13 protein-coding genes and 1 tRNA gene are annotated in these 13,232 nt (G+C 67.7%); 9 read left to right on the top strand and 5 right to left on the bottom strand.

The window, feature by feature from the left end; translation table 11 throughout:
- Positions 1-67: 67 nt before the first annotated feature.
- On the bottom strand, positions 68-514 hold the full coding sequence (locus tag BLT62_RS15570; RefSeq protein ID WP_331710502.1) for an RrF2 family transcriptional regulator: 447 nt from the start codon (positions 512-514) through the stop codon (positions 68-70).
- Positions 515-558: 44 nt separating this feature from the next.
- Here BLT62_RS15570 and ispD point away from each other — a divergent pair, with 44 nt between their 5' ends.
- From ispD to BLT62_RS15550, 4 genes are all read left to right on the top strand, one after another.
- Positions 559-1,800 (top strand): 2-C-methyl-D-erythritol 4-phosphate cytidylyltransferase, encoded by a 1,242-nt coding sequence (ispD, locus tag BLT62_RS15565; RefSeq protein ID WP_083364881.1) that lies wholly within the window; start codon positions 559-561, stop codon positions 1,798-1,800.
- A gap of 66 nt (positions 1,801-1,866) precedes the next feature.
- Positions 1,867-3,282, top strand: coding sequence for a cysteine--tRNA ligase (cysS, locus tag BLT62_RS15560; RefSeq protein WP_083364880.1), 1,416 nt, complete (start codon positions 1,867-1,869; stop codon positions 3,280-3,282).
- Positions 3,279-4,361, top strand: a complete 1,083-nt coding sequence (gene rlmB / locus BLT62_RS15555; RefSeq protein ID WP_083364879.1) for a 23S rRNA (guanosine(2251)-2'-O)-methyltransferase RlmB — start codon at positions 3,279-3,281, stop codon at positions 4,359-4,361. Before cysS ends, rlmB begins: the two co-directional genes overlap by 4 nt.
- Positions 4,362-4,909: 548 nt before the next feature.
- Positions 4,910-5,482 carry a hypothetical protein gene (locus BLT62_RS15550; RefSeq protein ID WP_156786395.1) on the top strand — a complete coding sequence of 191 codons (573 nt, stop codon included), beginning with the start codon at positions 4,910-4,912 and terminating at the stop codon, positions 5,480-5,482.
- 108 nt (positions 5,483-5,590) lie between these two features.
- Here the strand turns inward: BLT62_RS15550 and BLT62_RS15545 are convergent, their stop codons facing one another.
- Entirely contained in the window at positions 5,591-6,883 is a 1,293-nt protein-coding gene (locus tag BLT62_RS15545) for a DUF4032 domain-containing protein (protein ID WP_083364877.1), read from the bottom strand.
- A gap of 139 nt (positions 6,884-7,022) precedes the next feature.
- Positions 7,023-8,123, bottom strand: a complete 1,101-nt coding sequence (locus BLT62_RS15540; protein WP_083364876.1) for an ABC transporter ATP-binding protein — start codon at positions 8,121-8,123, stop codon at positions 7,023-7,025.
- 252 nt (positions 8,124-8,375) lie between these two features.
- On the opposite strand from BLT62_RS15540, the gene BLT62_RS15535 reads away from it, so the two are divergent.
- The 5 genes from BLT62_RS15535 to BLT62_RS17775 all read left to right on the top strand — a co-directional run bounded on the left by BLT62_RS15535 (position 8,376) and on the right by BLT62_RS17775 (position 12,009).
- Positions 8,376-9,287, top strand: coding sequence for a DsbA family protein (locus tag BLT62_RS15535; RefSeq protein ID WP_083364875.1), 912 nt, complete (start codon positions 8,376-8,378; stop codon positions 9,285-9,287).
- 111 nt (positions 9,288-9,398) lie between these two features.
- Positions 9,399-9,471 (top strand) — tRNA-Thr (locus BLT62_RS15530).
- Between the two features lie 534 nt (positions 9,472-10,005).
- Entirely contained in the window at positions 10,006-10,344 is a 339-nt protein-coding gene (locus BLT62_RS17780; protein WP_156786394.1) for a hypothetical protein, read from the top strand.
- Positions 10,345-10,375: 31 nt separating this feature from the next.
- Positions 10,376-10,507, top strand: a complete 132-nt coding sequence (locus tag BLT62_RS18365; protein ID WP_269457788.1) for a hypothetical protein — start codon at positions 10,376-10,378, stop codon at positions 10,505-10,507.
- Positions 10,508-11,478: 971 nt separating this feature from the next.
- The gene (locus BLT62_RS17775; RefSeq protein ID WP_156786393.1) at positions 11,479-12,009 is read left to right on the top strand and encodes a hypothetical protein; all 531 of its coding nucleotides are present in this window, start codon (positions 11,479-11,481) and stop codon (positions 12,007-12,009) included.
- A gap of 462 nt (positions 12,010-12,471) precedes the next feature.
- On the opposite strand, the gene BLT62_RS15515 is transcribed toward BLT62_RS17775, so the two are convergent.
- Positions 12,472-12,777 (bottom strand): hypothetical protein, encoded by a 306-nt coding sequence (locus tag BLT62_RS15515; protein WP_083364872.1) that lies wholly within the window; start codon positions 12,775-12,777, stop codon positions 12,472-12,474.
- A 2-nt stretch (positions 12,778-12,779) separates the two neighbouring features.
- Positions 12,780-13,061, bottom strand: a complete 282-nt coding sequence (locus BLT62_RS15510; RefSeq protein ID WP_083364871.1) for a hypothetical protein — start codon at positions 13,059-13,061, stop codon at positions 12,780-12,782.
- Positions 13,062-13,232: the final 171 nt, after the last annotated feature.

The raw sequence follows: 13,232 nt of genomic DNA, 5'->3' as shown, positions 1-13,232 counted from the left end.
GGATATGCAAGATTGACGCTTAAGTTCTACGCCGTGTAGAACTCGGGCGCAAATCGACCCGCCGGGCTCAGCGCAGCACGGGGAACGGCAGCAGCACCGAGGCCTCCGGCCCGCCGAGATCCTCGACGCGGAGCTGGTCCAGCTCCGCATAGAACGCCTCGCGGGCGCGTCGGAGGGCGGAGCGCAGCCGGCACTGCGCCAGCAGTGGGCAGGCAACGCCCGCCTCGGAGACGCAATCCACGACGTCATCGCGCACGTCAAGCTCGCGCAGCAGGGTGCCGACGCTCAGCTGCAGCCCCGTGGCGGTGATCTGCGAGCCGCCGTGCCGACCCCTGGTCACATCGATCGCGCGGCGATTGCGCAGTTCGAGCACGGCCTTGGCGACGTGGTTGTATGGCACGCCGATCTGCTCGGCGATCTCCCGGCTGGTGAGCTGTTGACCCTGTCGCGACCCGAGCAGCATCAGGGTGCGCAGGCACACGTCAGCAAAGGCGCTCAGTTTCACGCCTCTCATTGTCGCAGGCGCTTGCTGGGCGGTGCCCGCGATAGCCTCGGAGTATGAACTTTTCGGGCGAACACAGCCAGGCGGAGTCGGTCCAGACAGCGGTGATCGTGGTGGCCGCCGGCAGCGGTACCCGGCTCGGCCGGCCGGAGCGGAAGGCCTTCGCCCCGCTCGCCGGGCGACCGATGCTCGCACATGCCCTCGACGGCATCTTCGCGCTGACCGAGCCCGTGCAGCTGATCGTGGTGGCCCCGGACGCCGAACTGGAGAGCGCCAGGGCGATCGTGGCGGCATCCGCCGGCCCGGCCGTCGGATACACCAGCGTCGTGGCCGGGGGAGCGAGCCGGCAGCTCTCCGTCGCGGCCGGCCTCGCGGCGGTCGCGCCCGGCGTCGGCATCGTGCTGGTGCACGACGCGGCCCGCGCGCTCACGCCCACCGCCCAGTTCGAGGCCGTGATCGCCGCCGTGCGCGCCACCCGCTCCGGCGTGATTCCGGCGCTGCCCGTCGTCGACACCATCAAGCGCGTCGATCAGGGCGGGGCCGTGCGGGAGACCGTCGACCGCTCCGAGCTGGTCGCCGTGCAGACGCCGCAGGGCTTCGTGCGCGCCGAGCTCGACGAGGCCTACGCCGACCCGGCCGCCGACTTCACCGACGACGCCGCCCTGCTGGCGTCCTTCGGCCACTCCGTCGGCACGGTCGCCGGCGACGAGCGCGCCTTCAAGATCACGACCCCGTGGGACCTGGCCCGGGCCGAGCGGCTGCTCGCCGAGGCGGCACCCGGCGCGCAGATGCCGTCAACGGCATCCGCCCCGCGGGTCGGCACCGGCGTCGACGTGCACGCCTTCTCGCCGGAGGGCGACGACGCGGCGGATGCCGCGCCCGAGCTGTGGATCGCCGGCCTGCACTGGCCGGGCCAGCGCGGGCTCTCCGGCCACAGCGACGGCGACGTCGCGGTGCACGCCGTCTGTGACGCGCTGCTGGCCGCCGCAAGCCTCGGCGACATCGGCGGCATCTTCGGCACCGACGACCCGCGGCTGGCCGGCGCGCACGGAGAGGTGTTCCTCCGCGAGACGAAGCGTCTCGTCGAGCGGGCCGGCTTCGGCATCGGCAACGTCTCCGTGCAGCTGCTCGGCAACCGGCCGAAGCTCTCGCCGCGCCGGGCGGAGGCGGAGGCGCTGCTCAGCGGCATCCTCGGCGCCCCCGTCAGCATCGCCGCCACCACCACCGACGGCCTCGGCTTCACCGGCCGGGGCGAGGGCGTCGCCGCCATCGCGACGGCGCTGCTGCTGCCCGCCTGAGCGGCGGCGGCGAGCCCGAGCCGGGCACTGAGGTAGGGTACAGCCCCGCGCCGGTAGACTCGTCGGGTGACAGTGCGACTTTACGACTCCCAGGCCCAGGCCCTGCGCGACTTCACCCCCATCACACCGGGGCAGGTCAGCATGTACGTCTGTGGACCCACGGTGCAGTCCAGCCCGCACATCGGCCACCTGCGCAGCGCGCTCGTCTACGACCTGCTGCGCCGCTGGCTGAACTACCGCGGCCACGCCGTCACCTTCGTGCGCAACGTCACCGACATCGACGACAAGGTGCTCGCCAATGCGAGCGAGCACGAGCCGTGGTGGGCCCTGGCCTACCGGATCGAACTCGAGTTCACCGCCGGGTACAACCGCCTCGGCATCCTGGCGCCCACCTATGAGCCGCGGGCGACCGCCAGCATCATGCAGATGCAGGCGATCATCGCCTCGCTGATCGAGCGCGGGCACGCCTACCCGGCGGCGGATGACAGCCACGACGTGTACTTCGACACCGCCAGCTGGCCCGAGTACGGCGCCCTCACCCGGCAGAACCGCGACAACATGGAGGCGGCGGCCGACGCCGACCCCCGTGGCAAGCGCGACCCGCGCGACTTCGCCCTCTGGAAGGGGCAGAAGGCGGGCGAGCCCGCCTCGGCCAACTGGGACAGCCCGTGGGGACCCGGCCGCCCCGGCTGGCACATCGAGTGCTCGGCCATGGCTGAGCGCTACCTCGGCACCCAGTTCGACATCCACGGCGGGGGCCTCGACCTGCGCTTCCCGCACCACGAGAACGAGCTGGCCCAGTCGCGTGCGGCCGGCCATGCCTTCGCCAACTACTGGGTGCACAACGGCCTGGTCAACACCGGCGGCCAGAAGATGTCCAAGTCCCTCGGCAACTCGGTCTACGCGGCCGAGCTGTTCGAGCAGGCGCGGCCGCTCGTGCTGCGCTACTACCTGGCGGCGGCGCACTACCGCTCCACCATCGACTACTCGGCCGGTTCGCTGCCCGAGGCGGAGGCGGCGCTCGAGCGCATCGAGAGCTTCCTCTCCCGGGTCGACCGGCGCCTGGCCGGCACCCGTTTCGCCGGCAGCGGCCTGGCGCAGGTACCGGATGCCTTCGCCAGCGCACTCGACGACGACCTGGCGGTTCCGCAGGCCCTCGCCGTGCTGCACGAGACCGTGCGGGCCGGCAACGCGGCGCTCGACGCCGAAGACCTGCAGACCGCGGCATCCGCCAGGGCCGAGGTCGTCGCGATGACCGAGGTGCTCGGCATCAACCCGCTCTCGCCGGAGTGGGCGTCGAACGAGGACACCGCGGCCCGCGCCGCCCTCGACGCGCTCGTCACCCGGCTGATCGACGATCGCGCCACCGCGCGCGACAACAAAGACTATGCGGCAGCAGACCGCATCCGCGCCGAACTGACGGCGGCGGGAATCACCCTCGAAGACACCCAGACGGGTGCACATTGGAGTCTGGAATCATGAAGAACACAGCTGGAAAGCCCCGCGCCGGCGCCGTCCGAAAGGGTGCCCGCGGCCCCCAGGTAGGCTCCGGCGGCCAGGGCCGTCAGGCGCTGGAGGGCAAGAAGCCCACCCCCAAGGCCGAAGACCGCCCGTACCACCCCGCCGGCAAGCGCAAGGCGGCCAACGAGCGCTACGAGGCGGCCAGCGGCGGCAAGCGCCGTGTGGCGGGACCCCGCGACGGCGGCCGTGAGGGCGGTCGCCCCCGCGACGCCGGTCGCCCCGACGGCGCCCCGCGCAACGTCGCCGTCTCCGGCCGCCCGGCCGGCGGACGCAAGCCGAAGTCGGCCGACGAGATCGAGATCGTCACCGGCCGCAACTCGGTGGTCGAGGCGCTGCGCGCCAAGATCCCCGCCAGCGCGCTCTACGTGGCCACCCGCGTCGAGATGGACGACCGCGTCAAGGAGGCCCTCAAGCTGGCCACCAGCAACGGCATCCCGATCCTCGAGGTCATGCGCCCGGAGCTCGACCGCCTCGCCGGCCGCGACAGCGTGCACCAGGGCCTCGCGCTCAAGGTGCCGCCGTACGAGTACGCGCACCCGACCGAGCTGCTGGAGCAGGTCATCGCCCGCGGCGAGACCCCGCTCTTCGTCGCGCTGGACGGCATCACCGACCCGCGCAACCTCGGCGCCATCATCCGCTCGACGGCCGCCTTCGGTGGCCAGGGCGTGATCGTGCCGCAGCGTCGCTCCGTCGGCCTGACCGCCTCCGCCTGGAAGACCTCGGCCGGCGCCGCGGCCCGCACGCCCGTCGCCATGGCAACGAACCTCACGCAGACGCTCAAGGCGTTCAAGGCGGCTGGCGTCTTCGTGCTCGGCCTGGACGGCGGCGGCGACGTGATGCTGCCCGGCCTCGAGCTGGCCGACCGCCCGGTCGTCGTCGTCGTCGGCAGCGAGGGCAAGGGCCTGTCCCGCCTCGTCACCGAGACGTGCGACGCCGTCGTGTCGATCCCGATCAGCGCGGCGACCGAGTCACTCAACGCCGGCATCGCCGCATCCGTCACCCTCTACGAGATCTCGCGCCTGCGCGCCCTCCAGAAGTAGTTCGCGGGGCGGATGCGGCGGCATCCGCCCGTCGAGCCTGCAGGAATTGCGCAGGAATCCCCGGATCCTGCGCATTTTCTGCACTCTCGAGGCGCTGTGGATAACTTCTGATGGCTGGTCGGCGAATGCGGCAGCATGGTGTGCATGCCGGAGCAGAGGCCGTTTCAGCCATACCTGCGCGGTGCGGCCTTCCGCACGGCGGCGATCGGGCACCACGGGCTGACACCCGGGAGGCTGCGTTCGCGGGAACTCGACGCACCGTTCCACGGTGTGCGCACCCTCGGCATCCGGGCTGACAACGTCTTCGACCGCTGCCTCAGCTACGAACCGCTGCTCGCCCGCAACCATGTCTTCTGTGCCCAGACGGCGGCGGCACTTCTCGGCTTGCCGTTGCCACTGCCCATCCGTGCTGACACGCGGCTCCACGTGGGTGCGCTGGGCGGCCAAGGACCGCGACGCGCGGGTGTCGTCGGTCACCGGCTGCCGACAGACACACCGTGCGTGGAGTCGATCGGTGGCTTCACCGTGACGGATGCAGCGAGCACCTGGTGTCAGCTCGCGACGGGCTCAGCCGCGAGGAGCTCACGGCTGCGGGTGACTTCATCCTCTCTGGCAGGCGCGAGTCTGGCGGCGGCCGGAGCGGCTCGCTGGCGACGCTCGAGCAGCTCCGTGCTGCGACATCCCGCCATCGTGCCGGTCGTGGGGCGAGGGCACTGCGCTGGGCGCTGGAACGTGTGCGGGACGGCGTCGATTCCCCGAAGGAGACCCGGCTGCGTCTGACGCTGGTGGCACACGGCTTCCCCGAACCGGTGATCGGGCTCCCGGTGCTGGTGGACCGCGGCACGCTGCTGCTGCATCCCGACCTCGCGTGGCCCAATCTGCGGCTTGTCCTCGAATACGAGGGCGTGATGCGAAGCATCACGAAAGGCGGCAGCCCGAAGCGCGGAAGCCTCAGGGGGCAGAACCGACAGGCGACTGACGGTGCGCGACGCGAGAAGTTCGAGGCTGCCGGCTGGCGCGTGATCCGGGTCACCGCCGATGACCTCGGCGAAGAACTGGACGCGTTCATCGAGCGCGTTCGCACGATTGTGGCGGCGCGGCGCGCGGAACTGGCGCGCTGAGCACGGCGCCCGGCAGTGCCCGGCATCGCCCGAGAGTGCAGGATATGCGCAGGAATCGGCGATTCCTGCACATATTCTGCACTCTCGGCGCGGGGAGAACGGGTGCGGCTAGACCTTGAGGCGCCAGTCGGTGTCTTCCTCGTCGTCGGGCACCGTGCCGATCGCCATCGTGATGAGGCCGGTGTCCGGGGCGATCATCGTCGCCTCGTCGCGCCGGTGCCGCAGCACGTCGTTGATGTACGAGCTGAGCGCCTCGGCCAGCGGGATGTCGTGTCCCTGCTTCTGCGCCATGAACCAGCGGTGCTCGAGCAGCTGGTGGAACACCTCGGCCGGCTCCAGCTTGCCCTTGAGATCGAGCGGGATGGCGCGGACCACGGGCTCGAACACGCGCATCAGCCACTCGTGGGCGACCATGTCCTCGTCGAACTCGGTCTTGCCGTAGCTGGCCCGGTACGAGTCCAGGTCGTTGAGCAGGCGGCGGGCCTGGTTCTCCTCGGCGTCGAGGCCGGTCAGGCGCAGCAGGCGGCGCTGGTGGTGCCCGGCATCCACCACCTTGGGCTGGATGCGCACGGTGGCGCCCGTGTCGTCGGTCTTGATGGCGAGCTCCTCGATGTCGAAGCCGAGGCTGTTCAGGCGGTCGACGCGCTCGCTGATGCGCCAGCGCTCGGAGGAGTGGAACGACTCGGAGCCGGTGAGCTCCTTCCAGAGGTTGCGGTAGGCGTCGACGATGCCGTTGGAGATGCGGATCGGGTCGAGCTCGTCGGCCACGCGGCCGCCGGCCTCCAGGTCCATCAGCTCGCCGGCGATGTTGACCCGGGCGATCTCGAGGTCGTTCTCGCGCTGGCCGTTGGAGAGGCCGCCGGTGTACAGCTGGCCGGTCTCGGCATCCACCAGGTAGGCGGCGAAGGCGCCCGCGTCGCGGCGGAACAGCGTGTTGGAGAGGGAGACGTCGCCCCAGAAGAAGCCGGCGATGTGCAGGCGCACGAGCAGCACGGCGAGGGCGTCGACGAGGCGCGTCGCCGTGTCCGGCCGCAGCGACTGCGAGAACAGGGCCCGGTACGGCATCGAAAACTTGAGGTGCCGGGTCACCAGCACCGGCTTGAGCATCTCGCCCTCGCCGTCGCTGCGGTTGGTGATGACGGCGATGGGCTCCACACACGGGATCTCCATGCGCTGCAGCGTGCGCAGCATCTCGTACTCGCCCTTCGCCATCTCGGCCGTCGTCTCCTTGATCGCCACGACGTGACCGCCGAGGTGGGCGAATCGCACCAGGTGGCGCGAGATACCCTTGGGCAGCGAGGCGATGTTCTCGTTCGGCCAGGCATCCAGCGGCAGGTGCCAGGGCAGGTCGAGCAGGGCGGGGTCGGCCATCGCCGAGGTGATGTTGAGGGAGCCACTCATGATTTTTGAGCCTAGTCGTCTGGGGTGAGAGCTGACGGGGTGCGGATGCCGGCTGAACCGGCATCCGCACAAACAACAACGGCCGGCGGGTTGCCCCGCCGGCCGTTGCCACTGTGCGAATGACAGCGGTGCGAACTACTTAGATCGCGATCGCCTTGTTGAGCAGGCGCTCGCCCGACTCGGCGTCGAACACGTGCACGTGGTCGGGTGCCGGCATGAGCCACACCTTCTCGCCGGCGTTCGGGTGCGAGCGGCCGTCAACGCGAGCGACGACGTCGGTGCGCTTGCCGTTGAGGGTGGAGTGGCCGTAGAGGTAGCCGTCGGCGCCGAGCTCCTCGACGAGGTCGACGTCAACCTCGAGGCCCTGGCCGGGGGTGGTGGAGACGATGATGTCCTCGGGGCGCACACCGATGGTGACGCTCGAGCCGGTCGCGGAGTCGAGCGCCTGGCGCTCGACGGCGACGAGCGCGCTGCCGAACTTGACGCCGCCGTCGGCGATGTCGGTGTTGAACAGGTTCATGGCGGGGCTGCCGATGAAGCCGGCGACGAAGACGTTGTTCGGGGACGCGTACAGCTCGCGCGGAGTTCCGACCTGCTGGAGCAGGCCGTCCTTCAGCACGGCGATGCGGTCACCCATGGTGAGCGCCTCGGTCTGGTCGTGCGTGACGTAGACGGTGGTGACACCGAGACGACGCTGCAGCGACGCGATCTGGGTGCGGGTCTGCACGCGCAGCTTGGCGTCGAGGTTCGACAGCGGCTCGTCCATGAGGAAGACCTGGGGCTGACGCACGATGGCGCGACCCATGGCAACACGCTGACGCTGACCACCTGAGAGGGCCTTCGGCTTGCGGCTGAGGTAGGCCTCGAGGTCGAGGAGCTTGGCGGCCTCGAGCACGCGGGCGGCGCGCTCGTCCTTGTTGACGCCGGCGATCTTCAGGGCGAAGCCCATGTTCTCTGCGACGGTCATGTGCGGGTACAGCGCGTAGTTCTGGAAGACCATGGCGATGTCGCGGTCCTTCGGCGGAACGTCCGTGACGTTGCGGTCGCCGATGAAGATGTTGCCGCCGTTGACCTCTTCGAGGCCGGCGAGCATGCGGAGCGACGTGGACTTGCCGCAGCCGGAGGGGCCGACGAGGACGAGGAACTCGCCGTCAGCGACCTGCAGGTCGAGGGCATCGACGGCCGGGCGGGTACCACCGGGGTAAACGCGCGTTGCCTTGTCGAAAGTTACAGATGCCATGGAAATATCTCCTTCACCGGCAGGTACGTGCCGGACGATCCGTTGTGATGGATGGTGCCACTGCTGGTCAGCGACGACCGCATCCAGTATGGCACGTGCGCGGCGGCGGACGGGCATCGTGCGGCGCGCGGACGAATCCGCCGGTTTTTCGAGTCGCCGCGTCGCTTCTGGGCATTTCACAGGCAACAGACCTACTATTTTGACTGCGTTTGCATGAACTGCGCGCCCTTCACACTTCGGAGTACTGATTACATGACCTTCGGCGCATCCCCCGAGCCCCGGCCCACGAAGAACCAGCGCCGCGAAGCCGCGCGCGAAAAGGCCCGTGAGCTGCGCGTGCAGCAGAAGAAGAAGGACCGGCGCAACAAGATGATGCTGCAGGGCGGCATCGTGCTCGGCATCGTCGCCGTCGTCGCGGTGATCCTGCTCATCGTCGTCAACAGTGTGCGCCCAGAGGGCCCCGGCCCCAAGAACATGGCCAGCGACGGCATCCTGATCGGCGAGGGCCTCGTCGCGGTGGAGACCCCGGCGCTGCCCGCCAACGCCGTGCCCATCCCGTCGCAGCCCGACGAGACCGGCTCCGTCGCCAACATCCGCGTCTGGGTCGACTACCTGTGCCCCTACTGCGGAGACTTCGAGCGCACCAACGGGCCGCAGATCCAGGGCTGGCTCGAGTCCGGTGCCGCGACGCTGGAGACCTTCCCGATCGCCACCCTGGTGAGCAAGTCGGCCGGTACCAAGTACTCGCTGCGCGCGGCGAACGCGGCCGGCTGCGTGGCGAACTTCTCGCCGAACGACTTCTTCGCCTTCAACTCGGCCATGTTCATCGACCAGCCGCAGGAGAACACCCCGGCGTTGAACAACACCGAGCTCAAGCAGCGCATCAAGGATGCCGGCGTCGCCAACACCTCCGAGATCAACAAGTGCATCGACGACGAGCAGTTCAAGGCGTGGGTGCTGGATGCCACGGACCGCGCCCTCACCGGCCCGCTCCCGAACACCGAGCTGCCCAAGGTCAAGGGCACGCCGACCGTCCTCGTCAACGGCAAGCAGTACGCCGGCTCCCTGGACGACCCGAAGGAGTTCGCGGCATTCGTGCAGCAGGCGATGGGGGAGACCTACTCCACCGCAACGCCGACTCCGACGCCCGCCCCGGCCGGCTAGGCACGCGGCCTCTTCACCCGTAACCGCTCGACGCCCCGGCAGATTTTTGCCCGGGGCGGCGAGCGGTTATTGTTAGTCCGAGTCGTGTTCCGCCTGGAGCACAACACTCACGCCGGCTTGGCGCAATTGGTAGCGCACCGCTCTTGTAAAGCGGGGGTTGCGGGTTCAAGTCCCGCAGCCGGCCCTGTACCGCTAGATAGACACTGGGAATCACGCGCCGGACGCCTCTCTCCACCGCTGGTTCTGATCAACAATCCATCGCTTACCCAGCGGAAATGAAGCAGGGGAGTCGCTTTGGGGGCAGTGGTTGCTCTCCACGGCACGTTGCTCGACGACGCATACTTCGACGGTCTGCGCGCGCAATGCGAGCTGATCGCCCAGGAATCAATCGTGCGAGGGCGCCCATTCTTCGAGTGGATCGACGTGATCAATCAGCACAAGCGTGACGGACAGCTTGACGACGCTCTGATCCTCGCCTGCGCGTGCATGGATGCGGCAGCACGAGTGCAGTCCATTCGGGGCCAGAAAGGTGCTGGAGGTTGGATCCGTGAGGTAGCCATCATCTTGCGTAAGCTCGGCAACCACGCGGCCGAGGTGGAGCTCATCGAGAGAGCAATTAATGCTGGGGGATGCCGGGATGCCGGGAGGACGTGTCGGGTCGTCTTGGTACAGCGCGAAAGTTGCTGGCGAAGTCTGTGGCCTCGAATACGCTCACACCATGAACAGACTTCTCCCGGTACTCGCTGCATCTGTCCTGCTCCTGTCGGGCTGCACAGGAACTCCCGCATCTGACAACGCGGCGGCATGCAGGCAGTACACGACGGTTCTGTCAGATGGGGCTGTGAGCGGTGGCACCGGTGCCGTCGCTCAATCCGGCGTCGCCATCAAGCTCCGTACGGAGGCGGCCTCGCTTGCCGACGACGAGCTTGCTGGGCACATCAAGGTCATGGGCGCCATTTTCGAGGAGAACCCCGATCTAGATAACCTGACGGGCACTCAGAGTGCGGCAGGTCCGGCGATCAAAGAAACGTGTGCTGCGTTGGGCATCGAGTGGTGAATCACCGGATTGGCAGGCGTAGAATCCCGCCATGCCGCACAAGGATCTGGACGACGGGCTCGGCCTGGCCGTGTCTGAGCGGGATTTTCGACGCCGCCGCAAGGTTCGCCGCGGCAAGGGCTGTCCTGGGCCTGCCGCCGAGGGGGAGGGCGCGGCCCGCTGATCTCGGCGACCTCTCCGAGCTGATCCTGCCGCCGAAACCTGTCCGGGAGGTACGCGGCCGGCTTGCGGCCAGCAGTGAGGGCGATGTCAGTCCAGGCGGCTAGCGTCGCTGCTGCGCCACCCCGAGTGCTCCGCCACCACCAGGAGCCCGCCAGGCCCTTCCCGAAACCGATCCGCTACGACGCCGACACCTGGCTCGTTATGCGCACCGACCCGGTGCTCCCGAAAGCCGTCATCCAGCGTGTACACGGCGCCGACGGCGACCGGTACCTTCTATTGCGGTGGGGCCTCGACCCGGCCAAACGAGTCCTCCGCGGCGTGCACGACTCCCTCCAGAAGCCCAACGAGCTCGTGCTCTACGACGTGCCCGAGGGGGCGAAGCCAAGGGCTGCCGCCGCAGGTCGCCGAAGGGTTCGTCAGACTGGCCCGACCAGCTCCGGCCCGTCGCCCTTGAGCGGCGCCACCTTGCAGAGCTCGAAGCCTGTCGGGCTCGTGAGTAGGGTCATCGCTCACCCGGAGGGCGCCCGAGCAGAGCTGGCTTCCACAGATCCCCCAGGAGCCGCACGCAATGTAGCGCGTCCAAGCTGACGACGCCGCATCGTGCCGGCCACTTCTCTTGTCATTGACAAGTCATCTGGTAGGCTTGTCAGTGACAAGTAAAAAGGGAGGTGAGAAATCCCATCGAAAAACGGATGAAAGCACTGCTGAAAGAGCTGGAACAGCTGGGCTGGCGACTCGATTCAACCAAATCAGGTTGGATCGCGTGGCCTCCGGATCTTAAGAAGTCCGGAGTCGCAATCCACAAAACACCGTCAGATCACAGAGCGTGGAAGAACATGATGGCTGAATTGCGGAGAAGCGGCTACTCAGGCTAGTTGCAGTTGCAGTAGCAGTGGGATGAGATTGTGGGAGGCCATAGTTGGTCGCTGAGGCTTCCCACAATCTAACACCCGTTTTCGATAGTGATCAATCATGACAATCCAGAAAGAGAAGGAACAGATGTCTTGGTGGCATGCTCGCGTCAGCTTCGAGACGGCTCAGCCGTTCGTTGCGGATGACTTTGCCGCGCTCATCGATGCACTCGCTGACCACGGTGCATCAGGGAGCGTTTCGCGCAGCTTTCGTGAGGGTGGAGTAGTCCTCACGGTGGAAGCGTCGACACCGCTTGAAGCAACAACATCAGCGCTCAACATCATCACAAACGCACTCAACTCCATATTGGGTGCGTTGACCATCACCGGTCTCGACGTGATGAGCGAAGAAGCGCTTGATGCAGAACTCGCAACCCCGGTGTTTCCCGACGTAGTCGGATACGCAGAGATTGCAGAGCTGGCAGGTGTCTCACGCCAGCGCGCAAGGCAGTTTGCTCAGATTGAGGGGTTCCCGGTGCCGGTCATAGAGACCGCCCAGGGGCCTTTGATGAGCAAGCATGCCGTTGAGCGTTGGTTGGAGACTCGGAGTAAATCCAGCGGTAGGCCTCGCAAGTTATTGCAGGCTCTTTGAAATTCGCACCCTTAGATTAGATACGTCTCATCCCACATGAGAATTCGCCGTCGCGCTTGGTGGAAGATAGCGCGCAGGCTTTCATCGCATGACCCCTGCAGCGTGTCCTTGACCGGGACAGCTGCAGGGGTCATTTGTTTCTGGCCGACCTCGGCGCAGTGGCCTAGTGTTCCAGCTCCAGCTCCAGCTGTGCCACCCTGACCGCGCCGCCATCAACATCAAGGTGCTCATCATGATCACCAGGAGCCCCCATAGCCACCCCGCAGCCCATCCGCTACTACGTCGACACATGACTAGTGATGCGCGGCGTCTGCAAGTCGCTCGATAGGGTGAATGGCCTCGTACTCTACTACCGGTCTCAGAGCGATGGCTCGGGCCGACCGCCGCACATGACGACTCAATACGAAACGGCCCCCAGCGGCCGCCCGGGTACGGCGATCGCTGGGGGTCTAAGCATTGGTGCTAAAGGTGTCTCGCAGTCGAACTCTCGAGCCGGGTCGCACTGGGTTTGAGGAGGAGAGCGTAGGAAGTCTGAGAGACGAGCACGGCGAGCAGGAGCAGCCAAGGCCAGTCCGGGAGCACATCGCCGGTGAGTACGTAGTAGAGCACTAGCACGACGGCCGCGAGCACGATGGCCATGATGACCCCGACGGCGCGTTTCCACTTCGCCGGCCATGCCGGCTGGTTGATCAGTGCCACGGCGCACGGGGCGAACAGGGCGAGAAGCGTGAGCACGCCGAGGGGGATGGTGGGGAGGGTGATGTCCATGGTTACTCCTTGGGTCGGGTGCGCTCGAGCTCGAAGAGCCGGTCGCGCTGGTCGCTATCGTCTTTGCGGAGCGCGCGCAGCTCTGAGCGGATGCCGCCGATGTCGAGCCCCTGAGTTGCTTGCGTGGTGATGACCTGCCTGACGAGCGTGGTGAGCTCCTCGTGGCGGTCGTCGCCTTCCTCGCCGTTCTCGAAACGGATGCCGCGGAGGTCGTGGAGCGTGCGGCCGATGATGGCCAGGTCGTCGTTGCCGCGTCGTGCGCGGGCGAGTGTGTGCTTCGTCATGGTGTGAGCCTCCAGCTCGTTGGTTCCCGGCCTCAGCCGGGCGTCCACGCCCTGCGCGTGGAAGGTGGGGCCGTGCCGCCGCCGTGCAGGGACAGCGACGACACGGGGTCTGAGGGATTCCCGGCGGCGGCAGGTCTACCTTCTGCCGGAAAGGATCAGCGTCTTGAGCAG

This window comes from Microterricola viridarii, from assembly GCF_900104895.1.
Classification (GTDB): Bacteria; Actinomycetota; Actinomycetes; order Actinomycetales; family Microbacteriaceae; genus Microterricola; species Microterricola viridarii.
The sequence above is the reverse complement of the archived record's forward strand: the minus strand, read 5'-3'. Positions and strand labels throughout refer to the sequence as shown.

What these genes read in the sequence shown, in the direction of transcription:
- BLT62_RS15570 (WP_331710502.1), bottom strand. Translation starts at nt 514, where the DNA reads ATGAGAGGCGTGAAACTGAGCGCCTTTGCTGACGTGTGCCTGCGCACC.
- ispD (WP_083364881.1), top strand. Translation starts at nt 559, where the DNA reads ATGAACTTTTCGGGCGAACACAGCCAGGCGGAGTCGGTCCAGACAGCG.
- rlmB (WP_083364879.1), top strand. Translation starts at nt 3,279, where the DNA reads ATGAAGAACACAGCTGGAAAGCCCCGCGCCGGCGCCGTCCGAAAGGGT.
- BLT62_RS15545 (WP_083364877.1), bottom strand. Translation starts at nt 6,883, where the DNA reads ATGAGTGGCTCCCTCAACATCACCTCGGCGATGGCCGACCCCGCCCTG.
- BLT62_RS15540 (WP_083364876.1), bottom strand. Translation starts at nt 8,123, where the DNA reads ATGGCATCTGTAACTTTCGACAAGGCAACGCGCGTTTACCCCGGTGGT.
- BLT62_RS15535 (WP_083364875.1), top strand. Translation starts at nt 8,376, where the DNA reads ATGACCTTCGGCGCATCCCCCGAGCCCCGGCCCACGAAGAACCAGCGC.
- BLT62_RS17780 (WP_156786394.1), top strand. Translation starts at nt 10,006, where the DNA reads ATGAACAGACTTCTCCCGGTACTCGCTGCATCTGTCCTGCTCCTGTCG.
- BLT62_RS18365 (WP_269457788.1), top strand. Translation starts at nt 10,376, where the DNA reads ATGCCGCACAAGGATCTGGACGACGGGCTCGGCCTGGCCGTGTCTGAG.
- BLT62_RS17775 (WP_156786393.1), top strand. Translation starts at nt 11,479, where the DNA reads ATGACAATCCAGAAAGAGAAGGAACAGATGTCTTGGTGGCATGCTCGC.
- BLT62_RS15515 (WP_083364872.1), bottom strand. Translation starts at nt 12,777, where the DNA reads ATGGACATCACCCTCCCCACCATCCCCCTCGGCGTGCTCACGCTTCTC.
- BLT62_RS15510 (WP_083364871.1), bottom strand. Translation starts at nt 13,061, where the DNA reads ATGACGAAGCACACACTCGCCCGCGCACGACGCGGCAACGACGACCTG.